Origin of the sequence: Plantactinospora sp. KLBMP9567, from assembly GCF_033446045.1 — a bacterium.
Lineage (GTDB): Bacteria > Actinomycetota > Actinomycetes > Mycobacteriales > Micromonosporaceae > Plantactinospora.
This window is the reverse complement of record NZ_JAWQRR010000040.1, coordinates 62,574-83,497: the sequence shown is the minus strand read 5'-3', so window position 1 is coordinate 83,497 and position 20,924 is coordinate 62,574. Positions and strand designations below refer to the sequence as shown.

The following is a 20,924-nucleotide window of genomic DNA, read 5'->3' as shown; positions in this document are numbered from 1 at the left end:
CACCCACCCCGCCGTTCGCTCCGGCACCCGGCCGGATCAGCCGGAGACCGCGTCGCGGTACTCGATCTCCGGTACCGGCTCGAATTCGTTGACCTTCGCGATGGAGAGCCCGTGCGCGGTATTCGCCTCCCGCTCGATCATCACCTCGACCAGCACCGGCCGGCTGGTCCGCCGGGCCTCCTTACTGGCCCAGGCGAGCGCGTCGGCGATCTCGTCGGGGCGCAGCACCCGGCGGCCGGCGCAGCCGTACGCCTCCATCACCTTCACATTGTCGGTGCCGTACTCGTCGTAGTGGATGTCCACCTCGTAGTTCATCTCGTAGCCGATCTCCGCCTGCCGGATCAGCCCGAGATACTCGTTGTTCAACATGATCAGTACGAACGGGATGTTGTACTGCGCGGCGACCGCGAGTTCCTCGACCAGGAACTGGAACGAGTAGTCGCCGACCACCCCGACCACCTCGGCCTCGGGTTTGGCGGATTTCACCCCGATCGCCGCCGGGATCTCCCAGCCCAGCGGACCGGCCTGACCGCAGACCTGGTAGTGCCGGGGCTTGAAGACCTTCTGGAACTGTCCGGACCAGATCTGGTAGAGACCGATCGCGGTGACGAAGTAGGTGTCCGGGCCGAAGAACTCGTTGATCTCCTTGAAGACCCGGGGCGCCTTGATCGGTACGGCGTCGAAGTCGTCCCGGCGGCGCAGCGTCTCGCGCAGCTTGCGGACCAGCGAGACCCATTCGCCGCGGTCCCGGTGCACGCCCCGGCGCCGTACGGCGTCCAGCAGCGCGGCGAGGAACGCACCGGTGTCCGAGACGATCCCGAGGTCGGGGCCGAACACCTTGCCGAGCTGGGTCGGTTCGATGTCGACGTGGATGAACTTCCGGTCGCCCCGGTAGGTCGGAAGGTCGCCGGTGTGCCGGTCGCCGAACCGGGCGCCGAGCGCGAGCACCAGGTCGGATTCCAGGAAGGACGCGTTGCCGAAGCGCTGGGTGGTCTGGATGCCGGTCATCCCGGCGAAGAGGTCGTGGTCCTCCGGGATGGCGCCCTTGCCCATCAGGGTGACCTGGACCGGGATGTTCAGCGCCTCGGCGACCTCCCGGAGCAGATCGGTGGCCTCGCCGATGATCACCCCGCCGCCGGCCAGGATCAGCGGCCGCTCGGCGGCCAGCAGCATGTCCAGGGCCCGCTCGACCCGGGGCAGGTGCGGCTCGACCCGGGGCACCGGCAGCGGGGCGTCGATCGAGGCGTCCCACTCGATCTCCTGCCGCTGCACGTCGATCGGCAGGTCGATCAGGACCGGCCCGGGCCGCCCGGAGCGGGCGATCCGGAACGCCTCCCGGAAGATCCAGGGCGCCTGCGCGGCCTCCTTGACCTGCACCGCCCACTTCGTCACCGGCTTGGCGATCTCGACGATGTCGACCGCCTGGAACGCCTCCTGGTGCAGCTTGCTGGTCGGCGCCTGGCCGGTGATGCAGACCATCGGGATGGAGTCCGCCTGTGCGGTGTAGAGGCCCGTGATCATGTTGGTACCGGCCGGGCCGGAGGTGCCGATCGCGACGCCGACCCGGCCGTTGGTCCGGGCCCAGCCGTCGGCCATGTGGGTGGCACCCTCCTCGTGCCGGACGATCAGGTGCCGGATGTCGCTGCGCCGCAGCGCCGCGTAGAGCGGCAGGATCGCGGCGCCGGGGCAGCCGAACGCGATGTCCACGCCTTCCGAGGCGAGCACCGAGACGACCGCGTCCATGCAGGGGATTTTGGCCATGGGTTCAGACCTCCGGGTAGTGGGCGTGGGTCGGGAAGTTGCCGTACCGGCGCTCGCCGGGCGGGCCCTCGGTGACCGCGTGCACCAGCAGCGCGCCGCCGACGAAGTCGCCCCGCCAGGAGGCGCCCCGGCCGCCGAAGACCTCCTGCCGGTCACCCCGGGACCGGGGCCGGTTGATGCCGACCTTGAAGGCCCGCAACTCGCCGCCGAGCCGCTGCGCGGTCGCCTCGTCGTCGCAGGCCAGCGAGGCGACCAGGGCGCCGTTGCTGGCGTTCATCCCGGCCAGCAGTTCGGCCTCGGTGTCGACCAGCACTATGGTGTCGACCGGTCCGAACGGCTCGGCGTGGAACAGCGGGGAGGAGGGCGGCGGGGCCAGGATCGCCACCGGCGCCAGGTACGCCGACCGGTCCTGGTCGGGCAGGAACCGTCCGTCGTCGAGCGAGCCGCGGTGCAGCGGTATGCCGCCCTTGGCGATCGCCGCATCGATCGCGTCGGTCAGCTCCTTGGCCTTGGTGTCCTTGATCAGCGGACCGAAGTCGAGGTCGGGAAAGCCGTCCTGTCCCGGCTCGACGGCGAGTGGATGCCCGAACCGGACGCCCCGGACCGCCGGCAGGTACGCGGCCAGGAACTGGTCGAACAGCGACCGCTGTACGACGTACCGGGGGTAGGCGGTGCAGCGCTGCTTGGCGTACTCGAAGGACCTGCGGACGTTGGCCGCGAGTCCGTCCCAGTCGCTGAACTCCCAGACGCCCCAGCAGTTCAGCCCCTCCTGCTCCAGCACGTGCCGCTTGCTGGAGTTGAGCAGGCCGGCGGCGACCTGGCTGCCGGCGGAGCGGCCGCCGACGAAGAAGACGCAGGCGATCTCGGGGGAGTCCACCAGCACCGGGGAGAGTTCGGCACCGCCGCCGCTGACCAGGGTGATCGGCAGGTCGTGCCGGGCCGCGAGGGCGACGGCCAGGGTCAGGCAGCTCACCCCGCCGTCGGTCGGTGCCTTGGCCACCACCGCGTTTCCGGCGAGCACCTGCACCAGCACCGAGTGCATGATGACGCTCATCGGGTAGTTCCAGCTTGAGATGTTGCTGATCGGGCCGGGCAGCGGGGAGCGGCTGGCGAGCATGGAGTCGATCTCCTCGACGTACCAGCGGACGCCCTCGATGCAGCGGTCGACATCGGTGGTGGCCAGCCGCCACGGCTTGCCGATCTCCCAGACCAGCAGCAGCGCCAGCAGGTCGCGGTGGGCCGCGAGAGCGTCGAGTGTCGCGGTGACCCGGGCCCTGCGCTCGGGCAGCGGCACGGTCGACCAGCGGCGGTGGGCGTCGGCGGTGGCCCGGACCGCCCCGGTGGCGGTGGCCGCGGTCAGTCGGGGCGGGCCGGCGATCGAGGTGCCGTCGACCGGCGAGGTGGCCGGGACCGGGTCGCCGTCGGCGCGCCACCGCCCGCCCCAGTAGTTGCGGACACGGTCGTCGGCGAAGGCCTCCGGCGCGGTCTCGCGGCAGCGGGCGAAGACGTCGCCCCAGGCGGTACCTGGTTTTCGGATCAGGGTCACGGGAGCCTCCAGGGCGTCGGGTGTCCTGTGTGGTGTGGCGAGATCGCCGGGCCGGGGACGGGGGTCGGTAACGTCTGCGTCCCGTCGATGGCTGACCGGCACCGGATCCCGGTGCCCGGAGGGACCAGCTAGGAGGTCTGCATACAGTATTCTGTCGGCAGATCGAGTGCAATACCTGCGCCGACGCCTCGCCGGTACGCCGGTGGTGGTGGCGACCGGTCAGGCCGCCGTCATGCTGGGGGTCGGCGCCGGCCGGGCCATGGTCTTGGCCAGCAACTCGGTCGCGGCGTAGATGGTGCGCAGCGTGGGTGCCGGCGCACCGGTGATGTCGGCGATCTCCACCACGGCGGCGACGACGGCGTCGAGTTCCATCTCCTTGCCCGCCTCGAGGTCCTGCAACATCGAGGTCTTGTGGTGGCCGACCCGCCGGGCGCCCTCGACCCGCTTGCTGATCGAGATCTCCGGCGTGCTGCCGACCCGGCTGGCGATGTCGAGCGTCTCCGCCATCATCTGCTCGACCACCCGGCGGGTCCCCGGGCTCTCGCAGATCTCCGCCATGGTGGCCCTGGTCAGGGCGCTGATCGGGTTCAGCGACACGTTACCCATCAACTTGATCCAGATGTCGTCCCGCAGCCCCGGCTCGACCGGACACTTCAGCCCGCCGGCCACCATCGCGTCGCTGAACCGCTGGCAGCGCTGCGAGACCGTGCCGTCCGGTTCCCCGATGGAGAACCGGGTCCCCTCCAGGTGCCGGATCACCCCGGGTGACTCGATCACCGTGGCCGGGTACACCACGCAGCCGATCGCCCGCTCCGGGGCCATCACCGCCGAGGTCGCCCCGCCCGGGTCGACGGCCTCGATCCGCTGACCCTCGTACGGCCCCGGGAGCTTGTGGAAGTACCACCACGGGATGCCGTTCTGCCCGGCGATGAGGGCCGTCTCCGGGCCGAGCAGCGGTTCGAGCAGCGGCCCTGCCGAGGCGTAGGAATGCGCCTTGAGGCCGAGGAACACGTAGTCCACCGGCCCGACCTCGCCGGGGTCGTCGGTGGCGTGCGGGTGCGCGGCGAAGTCGCCCCGGGGACTGAGTACCCGCACTCCGTGTGCCCGCAGCGCGGCCAGGTGTGCACCACGGGCGATCAACTGGACATCCACCCCGGCCCGGCACAGGGACGCACCGACGTACGCGCCGATGGCGCCGGCTCCGAGCACTGCAACTCGCACGGGCTGCTCCCTTCTCGTACGACGTCCGCGCGGCGCCGAGGCGACGCAGCAGCGGCGTGCCTTCCCGTATGCGTTATGCTGACTACAGTATGCAATCCCGTATGAGGCTGACAAGCCTCGACTGTTTTCGGAGTCGGTTCGGTGCAGCCTTACCAACGGGGCTACCAGCGGATACGGGTCTTCAGCACGACCGGTAGCCGGGGTTCCGGGCATGCGAACCGAAACGATGGCCGGCGGTGTGACGGTTGCCGCCGCCAGCGATGGGGGACAGCCGCACCAGCACGGTGCCGCCGCCCGGACGAGCGCCTCCGGCCGGAAGCCGGTGCCGCTCGCGGCTCCTCGGTGTCAGGTCGCCGTGGTCCGGGGGATCACCGGAGCGTCGTTGACGTCCGGACCGAAGAACCTGAACACCACGAGGTCCTGCTCGCCGGTGTTCTGCACCGGGTGCGGCGCGGTCGCCACCTCGTGCGAGACGAGCAGTTCGTCGCGGTCGGCGTCGCCGCCGCGTACCTCGTGGCCGCAGTAGCGTCCGGTGCCGGACCAGACGAGGATCGAGTACACCCCGCGCTCCGTGCAGTGGTAGGTCCGGCCGGGCGGCACCACGAGCTTCTTTCCGCTGAACTTCGGGGTGTTGTAGAAGATCCACCACTCCCGGCCGCCGTCGCCCGCACCCTCCGGCTCGACCGGACGCGGCGGCAGGTGGTTGTTCTCGTAGAAGTACGGATCACCGTTGAGTTCCCACTCCACGAACCCGAGCGGGAACCGCTCGCCGTGCGCCTGCCGGTCCTGTGGCCGGACGTCCTTGAAGAGCAGATCCTTGGAGATGATCCGGCCGGCGTTGAGCGCCTGGAACATGGCGAAGACGTCGGAGTCCTCCTGGAGTTCCACGGTCAGCGCGGTGCCGGGACCGTGCAGCACCCCGGACAGTACCTGGAAACCGTCGTCGGGCACCTGGAGGTAGGCCCGGGAGTGCCGGAGGATCAGGTCGCTGTCCCAGTCGACCAGGTACGGCAGCAGCACGTCGTAGGCCCGCTCCCGGACGATCAACGGATGCACCCCGAAGAACGTCTCCGGATGCGGGCCGGTCTCCACCCCGGCGGGGAAGTAGTAGGCCTCGTCCTTCGACCGTCGTCCGACCAACTCGGCGAAGCGCTGCGGCGGGTGGATGTGGTACGGGATCCGGGCGCCGTAGTCGAGCAGCTTGGCGAGCCGGCCGAGCCCCTGCGGGTGACTTGCCGCGTACGCCGAGCCCATGATGGCGGCCGGGTCGGCGCGTACCGCGTCGCGCAGCGTCAGCCGGGGCCGCCCGTCCCGGTCGACGACGTGCCCGAGCCCCTCGTCCGGCGGACCGATCCGGTTGTCGGCCCGGGTGGTCGAGCCGAGCCAGCGCTCGCAGACGAAGCCCCGCTCGCCGAGGTCGTAGGCATCGTCGGCCAGGCCGAGCCGGCGGCCGGGCGGTACCAGGTCACGGGCGACGAAGGCGGGCCCGAGCCGGAGCACCCCGCCGCCGTCGTTCAGGAGTTCCTCGACCAGCGCCCTGGTCGCGCCGCTCTCCGCCCCGGTCGGGCCGCTGACGTTCTCGGTCATCCTTTGAGTCCGCTCATCGATATGCCCTGGATGAACCGGCGTTGGAACACCAGGAAGGTGACGATCATGGGAAGGGTGGCGACGACCGAGCCGGCCATCAGCAGGTTCCAGGATGTCCGATTCTTCACCACGAACAGGGCCAAACCGAGTGGCACCGTGTATTTGTCCGAGCTGGAGATGACGATCAGGGGCCAGAGGAAGTCCTCCCAGGCATAGGTGAAGGTGAAGATCGCCGTCGCGGCCAGGGCGGGACCGCAGAGCGGCAGCACCACCCGCCAGAAGACCCGGAACTCGCCGGCGCCGTCGATCCGGGCCGCGTCCAGCAACTCGTCGGGGATGGCCAGCATGTACTGGCGGAGCAGGAAGATGCCGAACGCGCTGACCGCGCCGGGCAGGATCAGCCCCCAGTACGAGTCGAGCCAGCCGTGCCCGCCCGCGCCGAGCGCGTCGTTGCCGCCGAAGAACGGGACGTGCTTGAGCACCAGGTAGTTCGGGATCAGGGTCACCTGCGGCGGCACCATCATGGTGGCCAGGAAGAGCAGGAAGATCGCGTCCCGGCCGGGAAATTTCCGCTTCGCGAAGGTGTACGCGGCCAGCGAGTTGAAGAACAGTTGCAGCACGGTGACCGAGGTGGCCACGAAGGCGCTGTTCAGGAACCAGCGCCAGGCGCCCTCGCTGCCCTGCGCCACCTCGCCGGCCTTGCCGATGCCGAAGAATCCCCGGTAGCCGTCGAGGGTCGGGTTCTCCGGGATCCACTGCGGTGGCCAGGAGAAGATGTCGCCGACGTGCTGGAACGAGGCGCTGACCAGCCAGGCGAACGGCGCGACGAAGAGGATCGCGCCGGGCACCAGGATGAGATAGCAGACGGCCAGCCAGAGCCGGCGCCCCAGCACGGTCCGGCGGGCCGGTCCGGAGGCGCGGGCCGGTGCGGTCGGCGCTACCGGGGGATCCTGCACGGTGGCGTCCACGACGGCTCCTCGGTTCGCGTTACTCACAGGTCCGCCTTCCGGTAGAGCCGGAGCTGGATCGCCGTGAAGACCAGCAGGAGCACGAACAGCCCGTACGCGAGCGTGCTGGCGTACCCCATTTCGTAGAACTTGAAGGCGGCCTCGTAGATGTAATAGACCATCGTGGTGGTCCGGTTGACCGGACCGCCGCCGGTCATGATGTAGATCTGGGTGAACACCTGGAACGAGCCGATGATCCCCATCACCATCAGGAACAGCGTCGAGGGGGCCAGCATCGGCAGCGTCACGTAGCGGAACCTGGCCCACGGACCGGCGCCGTCGATCCGGGCCGACTCGTAGAGCTGGGTCGGGACGGCCTGCAACGCCGCCAGGTAGACCACCATCGAGAAGCCGACGCTGGCCCAGACGCTCATCAGCACCACTGCCGGCATCGCCAGGTTCTTGTCCGACAGCCAGACCAGCGGCTCGCTGATCAGGTGGGTCTTCAGCAGGTAGAAGTTGATCGGGCCGAAGTCACCGTTGTAGAGCCACTTCCAGACGATGGCCGCCACCACGAACGGGGTGATGTTGGGCAGGAAGTAGAGGGTACGCAGCAGGCCACGACCCCGGATCGGCTGGTTGAGCAGCAGGGCGACGCCCAGCCCGACGGCCATGCCGAGCGGCACCGAGGCCCCGGTGAAGTAGGCGGTGTTGATGATCGACCGGCGGAAGTCCTCGTCCTGCACCATGTCGCGGTAGTTCTGCAGCCCGACGAAGGGCTTCTCCGGCTCCAGGATGTTCCACTCCCGGAACGTCAGGTAGAACGCGAAGCCGAGCGCGAAGACGGTGAAGACGGAGAAGAGGATCAGTCCGGGGGCCAGGAAGGCGTACGCCGACCGCTCCCGCCAGGCCCGCCGGAGCTTGCCGCGCACACTCATCTGATGATCTTCTCGGCCTCCGCCGCGGCCGCGTCCAGTGCCTGGGCGGCCGTCTGCTCGCCGTAGATGGCCTTGGCGAGCTGCTCGTTCAGGGCTTCCTCGATCTTCGGCCAGTCGGGGTTGGCGAACACGTTGCTGACCCCGCACTTCATGGCGGCGGCGAAGCCCTCCAGCACCGGCTTGGTCTTCACCAGGTCGGGGGAGTCCAGCAGGCTGGTGATCGGCGGGAGGGTGGTGCCGTCCTCGGACTTGTAGGTCCACTGGGCGACGTTGTCGGGCTTGGAGAGGAACTCGATGAACTTCCAGGCGGCGTCGGTCTGCTTGCTCTGGCTGAAGATGACCAGCGCGTCACCGGCGATCGTGGTGCCGCAGCCGGCCGAGCCCTGTGGCAGCGGCGCGGTGGCCCACTTGCCGTCGATCGCCGGGAACTCGTCGGCGAGGGTGCCGGCGAACCACGAGCCCGCGACGTACATCCCGACCTGGCCGTTGGCGAACGCCTGGCGGCCGTCGTACGAGTTGGAGTTGAGGTAGTCCTTGGGCGCGTACTTGGCCAGGTTGACGTAGTACTCGGCGGCCCGCTTGCCCTCGTCCTTGTTGAACAGCACCTCCTTGCCGTCGTCGGAGAGCAGCTTGCCGCCGTTCTGCCACAGCCAGGGGTACCAGTAGTACGCCGCCTCGGGCGAACTGGCGAACATCGCGTGGCCGTAGGTCCGCTTCGCCGGGTCGGTGAGCGCCTTCGCTGCCGCCTCGTACTGCTCCCAGGTGGTCGGCGGGCCGGTCAGGCCGGCGGCGGCGAACAGGTCGGTCCGGTAGAACAGCGCGGTCGACTCGCCGTCGAAGGGCAGCCCGTACATGCTGTCTTCGTAGGTGGTGAAGGTCTTGAACGCCGGTACGTAGGCGTCGGCCTTCACGATCTCGCTGCGTCGCAGGTAGTTGTCGAGGTTGACCAGGGCCTTGCGCGAGGCGAAGTTGGCCGTGGTGCTGGCGTCGATGAAGGCCACGTCCGGCGGGTTGCCCCCGGCGACCTGCGCGGTGAGCTTCTCGTTCGCCTCCTCGGCGGGTACGTTCTGTAGTTCGATCTTGATGTTGGGATGCTCGGTCTGGAACTGCTGGACCAGCTTCTTCATCTCCGGCTGCTCGCCGACCCAGGAGGCGAACGAGATGGTGACCGGCGCGGTCGGCTCGGGTACCGGTCCCTCGCCGGCACCGTGCTCGGTGGCGGACGAACCGCCGGTGGAACAGCCGACCAGGGCCGAGGCGGCGGTGGCCGCCGCGACCACCGCGAGGAATCTGCGGGGCGAGCGATGCTTCATCGGATCAGCTCCCTATGTCGTTGCCGCCAATGTGGTGGGGTCACGGCTGTACCTAGGTGCAAAACGTTTGGCATGCTGCGGCTAGGGTCATCCGCCCGGCCAGCGATGTCAAGAGATCTCGGGTAACAAACGCAACAGTCTGGTAATCAGCGGTTCACCTGGCCGCGGTCAGCCGGGATCGGACGCCGCCGGCTCGTCCGGCGGCGACGGAGTCGGGGTACGACCGGCGGACGGTGCCGCGCCGAACCGCCGCCGGTACGCGCGCCCGAAGTGCGAGGGGCTGTTGAAGCCCGCCGCATGGCAGATCTCGGTCACCCCGAGGCTGGTCGAGGCGAGCAGCGACCGGGCGAAGCGCAGCCGCCGGGCCTGGAGATAGCTCTGGAACGACGTGCCGACCACCTGGCCGAACCGCTCGCTGAAGTAGTTCGGCGACAGGTGCACGTACGCCGCCACCTCGGCCAGGGTCAGCGGCTCGCGGAACCGCCGCTCGATGTACTGCACCGCCCGCCGGATGTCGCCGCCGGCCGGATCGGCACCGCCCCGTGGCCCGGCTGGCGCCTCTGCCCCCGCCGTGACCGGATCCGGGCAGCGCCGGGCGAGTTCGATCAGGATGCAGCCGAGCACGGCGTCGGCCAACGCCGCCGCACCGGGGCGCCGGCCGGAGGACTCCCGCCAGAGCCGGTCGAAGTCGGGGCCGAACGACGGGTCGTCGGTGAGCCACGGCGGGCCGGCGACGCCGGGCGGGGCCGGCAGGGCGCGATCCAGCCACCGCTCTGCCACGTCCGGTTCGACGACGACGTTGTAGCAGGTCAGCGGCGTGGTCGAGGCGACGTGCAGTTCGTGGAAGTCGGTCGGGGTGAGCAGGAAGACGCCGCCCGGCCGGAGCGGCCGGGATACCCCGTTGACCACGTGCCGGGCGGTGCCGTCCAGGACGTAGCCGAGTTCGTAGTAGTCGTGCCAGTGCGCCGGTACGTCCCGCAGTTCCGGGCGCATCACCTGTACCCCGGAACCGCCCGCCACCAGCCCGTCGGCGACCAGCCCGTCGATCATGTACCGGTCGAGGAGTCGGGTCATCGGTTCCTCCGCCCCTCCCGCAGGAAAACGTTTTGCTACCGTACGGACCGACACCGCAGCGGTCAACGACGCGAGAGGGCGAGGTCGATGTCCCAGACACGCCCGCCGGCACCCGGGCCCGACGAGGCCCGGGTGACCCTGGTGCAGGTGGCGAAGCTGGCCGGGGTGAGCCCGACCACCGTCTCCCACGTGCTCTCCGGGAAGCGCTGGGTCGCCGAGGCCACCCAGGAGACCGTCCGCGAGGTGATCCGGCAGCTCGGCTACCGTCCCAACAACGTGGCGCGGAGCCTGCGTACCCGGCGGTCCCGGATGGTCGCGGTGGTCGTACCGGACATCACCAACCCGTTCTACGCGGTACTCACCCGGGGACTCGCCGACGCGGTCGACGGCGCCGGCTACGGCAGCTACGTCTGCAACACCGACGGCGTACCGGAACGGGAGGACGCCTTCCTGGCCGACGTGCGCGACCGGGGGGTGGACGGGGTGGTGATGGCGGCCGGCGACGTCACCGCCGAGCTGCGTACCGGTCCGGCCGGCCTCGGCATCCCCGCCGTCTGCGTCGGCGGCGCCCTCGACGACGACCCGCACGTCGACCTGGTCACCCCGGACGACGGGGTCGGTTCGCACGCCGCCGTCAGCCACCTGATCCGGCGGGGCGCCCGCCGGATCGGCATGATCGAGGGGCCGGAGGCGACCGGCTCGGCGCGCGACGAGGGGTACCGGCGGGCCCTGCGCGAGCACGGGCTCGCGGTCGAGCCGGAGCTGATGGTGCGCGGCGACTGGACCCGGCCGGGTGGCCGGGCCGCGATGCACCGGCTGCTGGCGCTGCCGGCCGAGCGCCGTCCGGACGCGGTGTTCTGCGCCAACGACCTGACCGCGATCGGCGCCATCGACGCCGCACACGAACGGGACCTGACGGTGCCGGACGACGTCGCCGTCGTCGGGTTCGACGACGTGGACGCGGCCACCATCGTCAACCCGCCGCTCACCACGGTGCGCAACCCGGCGTACCAGACCGGGCAGAGCGCCGGGGAACTGCTGCTCAGCCGGATGACCGGCGAGTACACCGGGGAGGGCCGCACCATCGTGCTGCCCTGCCCGCTGGTGGTCCGGCGCTCCGCCTGACGGACGCTGCTATGGTGCGTCAGTCGAAGGTCACCGTCGCCTTCGCGAAGCCCGGCGGCCTGTCCCGGGCGGCGCGGAACGCGGCGTCCACCTCCTCCAGCCCGAACCGGTGCGTGACCAGGGTGCGCAGCGAGACGGCCCCGGAGACGAGCAGCCGCATGCCGACGGTCATCCCGCGCATGATGGTGCCGACGTCCCGGTAGTGCGCGTTGACGATGCCGAAGGCCATCCAGTTCCAGTGCGCCAGGTTGATCTGGCGCGGCCGGCCCTGGTGGAAGCCGACCAGCACGATCCGGCCGCTCATCCGGGTCACCTCGCCGACCGCGTCCAGCGCCGCCTGCCCGCCGGTGCACTCGAACGTCAGGTCCGCGCCCCGCCCGCCGGTCAGTTCGCCGACCACCTCGGCCAGGGACTCGTGCCGGACGTCCACCACCCGGGTCGCGCCGAGCGCCCTGGCCCGGTCCAGCGCGTCCGGCCGGGTGTCGGCCACCACGAGCTGCCGGACCCCGCGCAGCCGGACCAGCGACTGCACCAGGTTGCCCATGAAGCCGGCACCGATCAGCACGACGTCGTCGCCGAGCCGCACGTCGGCCTCCTCCACCGCGTTGACCGCGCAGGCCAGCGGCTCGGCCAGCACCTCGTCCAGCGGTACGTCGCCGGCCGGCCGGCAGTGCGCGGCCTTGGCGGCCACGTACTCGGCGAACCCGTGCGAGGTGACCCAGACCCCGACCGGGTCACCCACGGCGAACGAGTCGACCTCGGCGCCGACCGCGGCGACGGTGCCGCTCACCTCGTGGCCGAGGTGCCGGGGGTAGTCGACCGGCGGGTCACCGCCCCAGGCGGCGAGTTCCGAGGCGCAGACCCCGCTGGCCCGGACCCGCACCAGCACCTCGTCCGGGCCGATCTCCGGCGGCGGTACCTCGGCGATCTCGAACCGCTCCGGACCGGTCAGCACCGCTATCCGCATCCCTGCACTCCTCTCCTCAACCCGCTGCCGGGCCGGCCGTGAAGACCACGATGGCGTACGGGCCGAGCGCGTCGAGCCGCACCGTGTGGAAGCCGCCGTCGACCCGTACGTCGAGCGGGGTGACCTTGCCGTCGCACCCGTACCCGGTGGCCGCCGGCAGCCGCTCCGGCAGCCGTACCCGCAGGTCGAGGTCGGTGACCGGGCATACCCGGTCGTCGGCGGCCCGGTAGTCGTAGTTCACCAGGTGCACGGCGGCCGACCCGTCCGCCAGCCCGGCGATGTTCGCCGCGACCGTGGCGGTGCCGCCGGGCGCGCGAAGTTCGACCTGCCGGCCGTGCGGCAGCAGCGTCGCCAGGTCCTCCGGCCCGGATCCGGTCAGCCCCGGGTGACCGAGCAGCGCCGACCGGTCGCCGTCGCCGAGGTTCTCGCCGAGCCCGCCGATCCGGACCAGCCGTCCGCCGCCGTCCAGATAGCCGCGCAGCGCCGCCACCTGGGCCGGGGTCAGGTGGGTGCAGGCCGGCAGCAGCACCGTCGGGTAGCGCCGCAGGTCGTCGGCGGTGATCCGGTCCGGCGCCGTGCGGTCGTCGGGGAAGAACAGCACGTCGAAGGGTACGGCGGCGCCGGCCAGCGCCGAGGTCACCTCCCGGTACGGCACCCGCACGCTCTCGTCCCGGGCGTTGCGCAGGTTGTCGCCGATGTCCGCCCGGGCGACCAGGTCCCGGTTGCTCTCCACGCTGTAGACCACCGCCACCTCGTTGCGGCTGCGCCGGGCGAAGAGCCGCTCGTGGTCGGCGAGGAACCCCTGGATCTCGGCCGCCACCTCGTGCGGGGCGTAGAACGAGTCTTCGATGGTGGCACCCATCCAGGAGCCGTACGGCACCGCCATGTTCACCCCGAACGCGGCCGCCTCGTAGCAGGACAGCCGCAGCAGGTCGTGCCCCCGGCCGTTCCTGAGCAGCTCGACCAGCTCCGGCACCACCCCGCCGTACGGGTTCTCCACCACGATGACGTCCTTGTCCCCGGCGAAGCCGGCGACGTAGCGGTACCACTGCGGCTGCCGGTGGGTGGTGTTGCGCATCTCGGTGACGATCACGTCGACGTCGTCGGCGAGTCCGAGGTACTGCGGGTCCATGTTGAAGAAGTTGCCGGAGACCAGCACCTTCCGCCCCTTGCCCGCCGCGTACTGCCGGGCGTGCGCGGCCAGCTCGGCGAAGTGCCGGCGGATCGCGTCGCACTGGTACCGGTAGTACGCCCCGAACAGCGGTGTCGCGTCGTGCCGGTCGGTGAAGTCGTAGCCGCGCTCCAGCAGCCAGTCGCCGTAGTGGAACGTCTCCAGGTCGACCCCGTCCAACAGCGGATCGCGTTCGGCCGGCGGCAGCCCGGACAGGTACGCCCGGAAGCCCTTCATACAGTCCTTGCAGAAGCAGCCGCCGTACTGGAGCGAGCCGAGCGGCAGCTCCGTCTCGTCGAGCTGTACGCCGTCCACGCCCGCGTCGATCTGGATCCGGATGACCGCCTTGAGGTACTCCCGCCAGACCGGGTTGTTCCGGTCCATGTAGAAGCACTGGTGCTCGCGGTCCGGGCACTCGACCCAGCGGGCGTGCAGGGCGGTCTGCCGGATGTCCCGGGCGCAGCACTCCTCGATCAGGTCGGTGACCGGCTCGCCGTCGCTGTTGACCAGGCCGCCCGGAAAGTAGTGCTCGACCGGCTTCCAGAGCAACGGATAGCGGTTCTGGCCGAACTCCCGCAGCCCGAGCCAGTCCCGGTGCCCGACCCCGCGCAGTTCGTTGAGGGCGAGGACCTCGTCCTCGTCGGCGGTCAGCTCGACCGGGAACTCCCAGCCCTGCGCCTCGAAGACGATTCCGAAGACCTTGATGCCCCGGGCCTGGGCGGCGGCGATGAACTCGCTGTCGTTGACGAAGCCGTAGAACCGGGCCCGGGCGTCGACCGGGCCGAACGCCTCCTGTTCGAGGTAGGGCAGTGAGATCGAGCCGCCGCCGAGAGCGGCCCAGACCAGCGTGGTGGCCCGGTAGTCGACCAGGTCGTCGATCATGCGGAGCCGCCGGGGCGGCAGGCTCGGGTGGTAGCAGTGCTGTCGGGGGAACCAGGCGTCGAAGTACACGCCACGTTGCATGCCTCGGGCTCCTTGCGCGGTGGGGGCGGTGGGTGGGTGGATGGATACGGTCGGCGGGTCAGGCGACGAGCAGCGGGCCGAGGGTGCGCTCGGCGATCACCAGGCCCTGCCGGACCCGCTCCGGCGAGCCGGACCAGACCGGATCCTCGTGCTCCACCGAGACGAATCCTCGGTATCCGCCCTCGTAGAGGACGTCGACCAGCCGGCGCCAGTCCACCTCGCCGAGGCCGGGGACCCGGTAGCGCCACCAGCCGCTGGTCCACGGCGACGGCTTTCCGACGAGCTGGCCGAAGACCCCGAACCGGTTCCGGGCGGCGGCGTCGACCTGCACGTCCTTGGCCTGCACATGCCGGACCAGGTCGAGGTGCCCGGTCAACGCCGCGATCGGGTCGATGCCCAGCCAGACCAGGTGGGACGGGTCGAAGTTGAGGAAGAGGCCGAGCCCGCCCAGCCAGTCCCACAGCTCCGGCGAGTACGCCAGGTTCGCCGGGTAGCCGTCGGGGTGCCAGCCCTCCATCGGGCAGTTCTCCACGACGAGCCGTACGCCCCGGTCCGCCGCGTACGCCACCAGGGGCGGCAGGACCTCCTCGCCGAGCCGCAGGTTCTCGGTCACCGTACGGGTGACGTCCCGGCCGACGAAGGTGCCGACGTGCTCGCAGCCGAGCAGCGCGGCGGCGTCCACGCAGCGGCGCAGGTGCCGGTGGATCCGTTCCCGGGTGGCCGGATCGGCGTGCAGGTTGTTCTCGTAGTAGGCCACCGCCGAGACGCTGAGCCCGTGGCCGTCCAGCAGGGCGCGGACCCGGTCCGCCTCGGCCGCGTCGAAGCGGTCGACGTCGAGGTGGCTCGCCTGCCACGGCCGGTCCGGTTCGCGCGGCCAGGCGGCCACCTCCAGCCCTCGGTAACCGTGCCCGGCCGCCCACCCGGCGATCGCGTCGAGCGGTTCGCCGGGCAGGCAGGCGGTGAGCAGCCCGAGCCTCACCGCGGGTCCGGCTGGTAGGTGTTGCCGGCGCTGTCCCGGCCCCGGGCCAGCCAGATCTGCCAGCCCTCGTTCTCCGGCACCGGCAGCACCTTCACCGAGGCCGGGAAGTACCGCATGGTGTAGCCGGTCCGGCGGACGTCGCTGGTGTTCGGCCGGGCGCCGTGGATGATCCGCCCGTCGTGCAGCGAGCACTGCCCGCGTTCCAGCTCGAAGTAGACCGCCCGGTTCTCGTCCACCCCGGGGATCTCGGCGTGGAAGGTCTGCACGGTCTTGTCGGTCGGCACGTACTCGGAGAAGCCGCCGCCGTCGTGACTGCCCGGGATGACCCGCATGCAGCCGTTCTCCCGGTTGCTCGGGCCGAGCGCGAGCCAGACGGTGACGATCCGGTCGTACTCGCTGAGCCGGCCGTTCCAGTAGGCGCTGTCCTCGTGCCAGGGGGTGGCCCGGCCGACCAGCGGGTCCTTGGAGATGAAGTGGCTGGTCCAGAGCGCGATGTCCGGCCCGACCAGCGGTTCGACCAGGTCGAGCACCTCGTCTGCGAGCAGGAAGTCCAGCAGTCGGGGGTCCCGGAAGTGCGGGGTGTCGAGTTCGTCGGAGAGCTTGTCGCCCTTGTCGGCGAGGTGCTCGGTGAAGATCTGTTCCAGCGCGTCCAGCTTCTCGGCGGAGAAGAGCTGGGCGCGGTTGAGGTAGTAGCCGTTCGTCCGGTAGAAGTCGACATCCTGCGGGGTCAGCACCGCACACCTCCTGATAACCGTGGCCGCCGTCGACGGTGGCGACCGGTGGTGGCCGCCGCCGTCGGCGGTGACCTCGTCGGACTCGACGCTAGGCGAGTCGCCGGGGCCGGCGCGGCGACTATCTCCGGCGGGACTCGACCTATCTTCGGTTCTGCCTCACGCCCGGCTGCCCGGCTGGGCCGCCATCACCCGGATCAGCTCGGCGAACAGCTCCAGATCCTCGACGAAGTCCTCCGGTCCGGTCTTCGGGTCACCGCCCTTGGTGACGACCTCGTGGAAGTACTCCAGCTCGTGCGTGTAGGGGTCCTTCAGGTGCGGGCGGGACACCGACCGGTGCAGTCCGGCGCCCCGGGTCTGCTCGGTGACCAGGGTGGTGGGGAAGTGCCGCAGGTACGGGGTGTCGTACTGCACCCGCAGCGTCGCGTGCTCGCCGTACACCTCGATGTGCGCGTCGAACCGGAGCTGCTCGTCGACGCCGGTCTCGTAGGTGACCAGGAAGTCGTCGTACTCCAGCAGGGCGGCCAGGAACCGGCCGTCCCGCCACTGCCGGGCGGCGGCCACCCCGCGCGGCCGGCCGAGAAGTTCGCGCATCGCCGACAGGTCGTGGCTGCCCAGCCCGCAGAGCAGCCGGTACGCCCCGGCGAGCACGTCGGGCACCTCGCCCAGCGCGTCCGCGACCAGCGCCCGTCCTCTGGCCCAGCGCGCCTCGACGGCCGACCGGGGCACGTCGGTGGGTCGGTCCACGAGCACCGTCTGGTCGATGATCAGTTGGTTGCGGCCGATGATGTCGTGCACCCGGGCGTAGTTGATCGGGCCCAGCTCGCCGATCCGCCGGGTCGCCTCGACGAACGCGGGGGCGAACCGCCGCATGTAGCCCACCATCACGCATGCGCCGGAGCGGTCCCGGGCCGCGATGATCTGCTCCGCCTCGCGCGGGCTGAGGCACATCGGCTTCTCCACCAGCACGTGCACGCCCCGGTCGAGCGCCGCGACCACCGCCTCGGCGTGGTACTCGTCGCTGTTGAGTACGAGGACGCAGTCCAGCTCGTTGCGGTCGAGCATCTCGGCGACCTCGGTGTGCCGGTGCGGTACGCCGTAGCCGCCGCCGACCCGGTCGAGCAGGCCGGGGGAGATGTCGCAGACGGCGGTGACGTCGTAGAGCTCGGGGAGCGAGCGCAGGACCGGGAGGTGGACGACCTGGGCCACCTCACCCAGCCCGATGACCCCCAGGGAAAGCCGACTCACGCGGGACCCCTTCCGTCATGCAAAACGTTTGGCTACGGGTCGCGGGCAGCGTAACCGGTCCGAATCGAGCCGGGCAACAGATCCGGCGCCGGTCTCTTGCCGCCGGTGCGGGCCGGTCGTAGGCTCCCTGCCACAGGTCGAACAAATCGTTTTGCAACTCCCGTGGCACCGTCCCTGCGAGGAGGCAATCCCATGAACGACACGCGCCTGTCCCGCCGATCCCTGATCCTCGGTGCGGCCGGAGCCGCCGGCCTGGCCAGTGGCGCCATCGGGGTGGCCGGCCCGGCCACCGCCGGCCGGAACCGCGCACCCCGCCCGCCGCTGTGGAAGCTCGCCAAGCCCAACGGCCTCGCCTTCGGCACCTCGCTGGCGACCTGGCACATGCCCGACACCCCCTACCTCGACCTGGTCGGCCGGGAGGCGACCCTGCTCTTCACCGAGGACGACCTGCTCTGGTACCGGCTCAAGCCCACCCCGGACGCCGAACTCGACTTCAGCTACGCCGACCAGATCATCGGGTACGCCGAGAGCCAGCGGATGCGGGTCTTCGGCGCACACCTGGTCTGGGACGAGGGGTTCGGCGAGGGCTGGACCGAGGACGACCTGTGGGGCATGGCCGAGCAGCAGGCCCGCGAACTGCTCTTCGGCACCGCCGAGGCGGTGGTCCGGCGCTACCGTGGCCGGGTCGACGCCTGGAGCGTGGCCAACGAGGTGACCAGTCCGGAGGGGCAGCGCGGATTCCGCACCGACGTGCCGTGGTGGGAGACGATCGGGCCGTCGTACGTCGCCGAGGCGTTCCAGGTCGCGCACGACGCCGACCCGTCGGCGGTACTGGTGCTCAACGAGTTCGGCTTCGAGACCGTCAACGAGTACGGCGACGAGCCCGGTCCCCGGCGCCGGGCCACCCTCCAGGTCATCGACAGGCTGCTCGCCGACGGTGTGCCGGTGCACGCGCTCGGGGTGCAGGCGCACCTGCTGGCCGACCGGTTCGCCGACCGGTTCGCGGCGAACGCCTACCGGAACTGGTTCTCCGAGGTCGCCGACCGGGGGCTGGACATCCTGATCACCGAACTCGACGTACTCGACGACGGGCTGCCCGCCGACGTCGCCGTCCGGGACGCGGCCGTCGCCGACGTCTACCGGCGCTACCTCGACGTGGCACTCTCGCACCAGGCGGTGAAGGCGGTGATGGCCTTCGGGCTCACCGACCGGTACACCTGGCTGGAGGAGGACTATCCGCGCGAGGACGGCGCGCCGCGCCGGCCGCTCGCCTACGACGACGAACTAGCGGTTAAGCCGGCGTACCGGGTCATCGCGAACAGGCTCGAAGCCGCGCCCCGGCGCAGTCCACTCTGGACAGTGCCGGCCTGACCCGCTGCCGCGTCGGGGAGCCGTGGGCCGGCAGACGTGAATTCCGTCCGGAGCGTGATGCCACGGAGTCATCATGATGGCACCGTGGCATCACCTCGTCGGGCATGCCGGCCAGCGACCCGACCGGCCCCACTCTCGCTCTGCTCACCGGCCCCGGTCGACGACCTCGAAGTAGTGTGCGAGAGCGTCGTCCGGGCGAACGTCGACGGCCACCTCGTGCGCGCCGGGCCCGGGTTCCGCCTCGCCGCCGTCGACCGGTCGGAAAGTGGTGGTCCCGGCCGCCGGACCGGCATCGACCGCGACGGTCACCTCACCCGGTACGAAGGTGCACAGCGCCGGCGCGAAGAGCGTCGCCGCGGCGAGCGGGTCGTGGAAGGTGACCGCCGGCCGCTCCGCGAACCAGGACGCCGCCATGTCGGCCACCGGCCGCAGCAGCGGGTTGGCGCAGCGCTCCAGGAAGGCCCCGGCGTCCATCCGTACCCGGGTGGTGACGTCGAGGCCGACCGAGCGGTGCACCGGCACGGGCGTGGCGTAGACCCGGGCGGCGGCGTACGGGTCGCAGTGGATGTTCCACTCCGGGCCCGGCACGGTGCCGAACGCGCCGCCCATCAGCACCAGCGAGCGCAGCAGCGCGGGGATCTGCGGATCCACCGCGAACAGCAGGGCCACGTTCGTCAACGGGCCGATCGCCAGCAGGGTCACCTCGCCCGGATGCGCGCGGATCGTCTGCCGGAGGAACTCCACCGCCGCTCCGGCCGGAAACGAGGTCTCGTGCTCCCACCGGGCCAGCGCGGCGGCCTGCGGCGGCGGGCCCTGCACCGGAGGGCTGGCCAGCGGCTCGGCGGCTCCGGGGAGGATCGGCACGGTGCGGCCGGCCACCCGGCAGAGCACGCTGGCCAGCGCCGCCCGGGCCTCCGGCTCGGCGCTGACCGTGGTGATGCCGAGCAGATCGCAGCGGGGCTGCGCCAGCAGGTACGCGAGGCAGACGGCATCGTCGATGTCGTTGCCGATGTCGGTGTCCAGCAGGACGAGGCTTCGGGCGGCCATGATCCGCTCAGGGGATCCGGGCGACGGCGCCGTACATGCAGATGTCGATCGGCTCGGGTGGGGTGCTGCCGGATTCCGGTCGCCAGTGCCCGATCGGCACGACCCCCGGCTCGACCAGGTCGAGGCCGGTGAAGAACCGGGTGAACTCGCCCAGGCTGCGGGGCCGGCTCAGCCCGCCGGAGGCGGCGTTCGTCTCCTCCAGCTTCGCGACGGTCTCCGCCGGCAGGCCGTCGTAGGTGCCGTGCGACATGGTGATGTAGCTCCCGGAGGGCAGCGCGGCGACGAGCCGGCCGACGACGCCGTACGGGTCCTCGAAGTCGCGGACGAAGTGCAGGATCGCGACCAGCGTCAACCCGACCGGCTGGCGCAGATCGAGGGTGGCGTGCAGTTCCGGGGCGTTCAGGATCGACTCCGGCTCCCGCAGGTCCCGCTCGATGTATGCGCTGCGGCCCTCCGGCGAGGAGGTCAGCAGGGCACGGGCGTGTGACATCACCAGCGGGTCGTTGTCCACGTAGACGATCCGGGACTCGGGTGCGATCCGCTGGGCGACCTCGTGGGTGTTGTCGGCGGTCGGCAGCCCGGTGCCGATGTCGAGGAACTGCCGGATGCCGACCTCGCCGGCCAGGAACCCGACCGCGCGTCGCAGGAAGCGGCGGTTCTCCTGTGCGGCCCGCTTGACCGTCGGGAAGACGGTGGCGACCTGGTCGCCGGAGATCCGGTCGGCGGCGAAGTTGTCCTTGCCGCCCAGCCAGTAGTTGTACCGGCGGGCGGGGTGCGCCACGGTCGTGTCCAGCTTCGCGGCCGGACTGGTGTCGCTCACGGTACCTCCGAGGAGTCGGTTCACCGGTCGGGTCGGTCGAGTGGCCGAGGCGCCGACCCGGAGCCGGACGTGGTGCCGGCGTACGGCACCGCACACCGATTATGGGCCACGGCGC

Annotated in this window: 17 protein-coding genes; 2 read left to right on the top strand and 15 right to left on the bottom strand. The window is 70.9% G+C overall.

Annotated features, from left to right (window positions below; translation table 11 throughout):
- Nucleotides 1–36: 36 nt before the first annotated feature.
- The 8 genes from gcl to R6Y94_RS29750 all read right to left on the bottom strand — a co-directional run bounded on the left by gcl (nt 37) and on the right by R6Y94_RS29750 (nt 10,387).
- Entirely contained in the window at nt 37–1,761 is a 1,725-nt protein-coding gene (gene gcl / locus R6Y94_RS29785) for a glyoxylate carboligase (protein ID WP_318399172.1), read from the bottom strand.
- Nucleotides 1,762–1,765: 4 nt separating this feature from the next.
- The gene (locus R6Y94_RS29780; RefSeq protein ID WP_318399171.1) at nt 1,766–3,307 is read right to left on the bottom strand and encodes an aldehyde dehydrogenase family protein; all 1,542 of its coding nucleotides are present in this window, start codon (nt 3,305–3,307) and stop codon (nt 1,766–1,768) included.
- A gap of 219 nt (nt 3,308–3,526) precedes the next feature.
- Complete coding sequence (locus R6Y94_RS29775; RefSeq protein ID WP_318399170.1) at nt 3,527–4,528, bottom strand: 2-dehydropantoate 2-reductase; 1,002 nt, start codon at nt 4,526–4,528, stop codon at nt 3,527–3,529.
- A 345-nt stretch (nt 4,529–4,873) separates the two neighbouring features.
- Nucleotides 4,874–6,115 (bottom strand): hypothetical protein, encoded by a 1,242-nt coding sequence (locus R6Y94_RS29770; protein WP_318399169.1) that lies wholly within the window; start codon nt 6,113–6,115, stop codon nt 4,874–4,876.
- Nucleotides 6,112–7,083 carry a carbohydrate ABC transporter permease gene (locus R6Y94_RS29765; RefSeq protein WP_318399168.1) on the bottom strand — a complete coding sequence of 324 codons (972 nt, stop codon included), beginning with the start codon at nt 7,081–7,083 and terminating at the stop codon, nt 6,112–6,114. Before R6Y94_RS29765 ends, R6Y94_RS29770 begins: the two co-directional genes overlap by 4 nt.
- Nucleotides 7,084–7,106: 23 nt before the next feature.
- Nucleotides 7,107–8,000, bottom strand: a complete 894-nt coding sequence (locus R6Y94_RS29760; protein WP_318399167.1) for a sugar ABC transporter permease — start codon at nt 7,998–8,000, stop codon at nt 7,107–7,109.
- Nucleotides 7,997–9,313: an ABC transporter substrate-binding protein gene (locus R6Y94_RS29755; RefSeq protein WP_318399166.1), complete on the bottom strand. Its 1,317-nt coding sequence runs from the start codon at nt 9,311–9,313 to the stop codon at nt 7,997–7,999. Before R6Y94_RS29755 ends, R6Y94_RS29760 begins: the two co-directional genes overlap by 4 nt.
- 168 nt (nt 9,314–9,481) lie before the next feature.
- Nucleotides 9,482–10,387 (bottom strand): AraC family transcriptional regulator, encoded by a 906-nt coding sequence (locus tag R6Y94_RS29750; protein WP_318399165.1) that lies wholly within the window; start codon nt 10,385–10,387, stop codon nt 9,482–9,484.
- Between the two features lie 87 nt (nt 10,388–10,474).
- Between R6Y94_RS29750 and R6Y94_RS29745 the strand changes: the two genes are divergently transcribed.
- Nucleotides 10,475–11,512 (top strand): LacI family DNA-binding transcriptional regulator, encoded by a 1,038-nt coding sequence (locus R6Y94_RS29745; RefSeq protein ID WP_318399164.1) that lies wholly within the window; start codon nt 10,475–10,477, stop codon nt 11,510–11,512.
- A 19-nt stretch (nt 11,513–11,531) separates the two neighbouring features.
- Here R6Y94_RS29745 and R6Y94_RS29740 read toward each other — a convergent pair whose 3' ends face one another.
- The 5 genes from R6Y94_RS29740 to R6Y94_RS29720 form a co-directional block, all read right to left on the bottom strand.
- On the bottom strand, nt 11,532–12,479 hold the full coding sequence (locus tag R6Y94_RS29740; protein WP_318399163.1) for a zinc-binding dehydrogenase: 948 nt from the start codon (nt 12,477–12,479) through the stop codon (nt 11,532–11,534).
- 16 nt (nt 12,480–12,495) lie between these two features.
- The gene (locus R6Y94_RS29735; RefSeq protein ID WP_318399162.1) at nt 12,496–14,613 is read right to left on the bottom strand and encodes a hypothetical protein; all 2,118 of its coding nucleotides are present in this window, start codon (nt 14,611–14,613) and stop codon (nt 12,496–12,498) included.
- Between the two features lie 58 nt (nt 14,614–14,671).
- A complete protein-coding gene (locus tag R6Y94_RS29730; RefSeq protein WP_318399161.1) occupies nt 14,672–15,592 on the bottom strand; it encodes a sugar phosphate isomerase/epimerase in 921 nt (306 codons plus the stop codon).
- On the bottom strand, nt 15,589–16,326 hold the full coding sequence (locus R6Y94_RS29725; protein ID WP_318399160.1) for a phytanoyl-CoA dioxygenase family protein: 738 nt from the start codon (nt 16,324–16,326) through the stop codon (nt 15,589–15,591). The genes R6Y94_RS29730 and R6Y94_RS29725 overlap by 4 nt, the downstream gene beginning before the upstream one ends.
- Nucleotides 16,327–16,482: 156 nt before the next feature.
- Nucleotides 16,483–17,571 (bottom strand): Gfo/Idh/MocA family oxidoreductase, encoded by a 1,089-nt coding sequence (locus tag R6Y94_RS29720; protein ID WP_318399159.1) that lies wholly within the window; start codon nt 17,569–17,571, stop codon nt 16,483–16,485.
- Between the two features lie 192 nt (nt 17,572–17,763).
- Between R6Y94_RS29720 and R6Y94_RS29715 the strand changes: the two genes are divergently transcribed.
- Nucleotides 17,764–18,942 (top strand): endo-1,4-beta-xylanase, encoded by a 1,179-nt coding sequence (locus tag R6Y94_RS29715; RefSeq protein WP_318399158.1) that lies wholly within the window; start codon nt 17,764–17,766, stop codon nt 18,940–18,942.
- A 144-nt stretch (nt 18,943–19,086) separates the two neighbouring features.
- On the opposite strand, the gene R6Y94_RS29710 is transcribed toward R6Y94_RS29715, so the two are convergent.
- Both R6Y94_RS29710 and R6Y94_RS29705 read right to left on the bottom strand, forming a co-directional pair.
- Nucleotides 19,087–19,989 carry a nucleoside hydrolase gene (locus tag R6Y94_RS29710; RefSeq protein ID WP_318399157.1) on the bottom strand — a complete coding sequence of 301 codons (903 nt, stop codon included), beginning with the start codon at nt 19,987–19,989 and terminating at the stop codon, nt 19,087–19,089.
- 7 nt (nt 19,990–19,996) lie between these two features.
- Nucleotides 19,997–20,809 carry an SAM-dependent methyltransferase gene (locus R6Y94_RS29705; protein ID WP_318399156.1) on the bottom strand — a complete coding sequence of 271 codons (813 nt, stop codon included), beginning with the start codon at nt 20,807–20,809 and terminating at the stop codon, nt 19,997–19,999.
- Nucleotides 20,810–20,924: the final 115 nt, after the last annotated feature.

Excerpts from the sequence above, each read along its gene's own strand:
- gcl (WP_318399172.1), bottom strand. The coding sequence starts at position 1,761 with ATGGCCAAAATCCCCTGCATGGACGCGGTCGTCTCGGTGCTCGCCTCG.
- R6Y94_RS29770 (WP_318399169.1), bottom strand. The coding sequence starts at position 6,115 with ATGACCGAGAACGTCAGCGGCCCGACCGGGGCGGAGAGCGGCGCGACC.
- R6Y94_RS29760 (WP_318399167.1), bottom strand. The coding sequence starts at position 8,000 with ATGAGTGTGCGCGGCAAGCTCCGGCGGGCCTGGCGGGAGCGGTCGGCG.
- R6Y94_RS29755 (WP_318399166.1), bottom strand. The coding sequence starts at position 9,313 with ATGAAGCATCGCTCGCCCCGCAGATTCCTCGCGGTGGTCGCGGCGGCC.
- R6Y94_RS29750 (WP_318399165.1), bottom strand. The coding sequence starts at position 10,387 with ATGACCCGACTCCTCGACCGGTACATGATCGACGGGCTGGTCGCCGAC.
- R6Y94_RS29745 (WP_318399164.1), top strand. The coding sequence starts at position 10,475 with ATGTCCCAGACACGCCCGCCGGCACCCGGGCCCGACGAGGCCCGGGTG.
- R6Y94_RS29740 (WP_318399163.1), bottom strand. The coding sequence starts at position 12,479 with ATGCGGATAGCGGTGCTGACCGGTCCGGAGCGGTTCGAGATCGCCGAG.
- R6Y94_RS29735 (WP_318399162.1), bottom strand. The coding sequence starts at position 14,613 with ATGCAACGTGGCGTGTACTTCGACGCCTGGTTCCCCCGACAGCACTGC.
- R6Y94_RS29715 (WP_318399158.1), top strand. The coding sequence starts at position 17,764 with ATGAACGACACGCGCCTGTCCCGCCGATCCCTGATCCTCGGTGCGGCC.
- R6Y94_RS29710 (WP_318399157.1), bottom strand. The coding sequence starts at position 19,989 with ATGGCCGCCCGAAGCCTCGTCCTGCTGGACACCGACATCGGCAACGAC.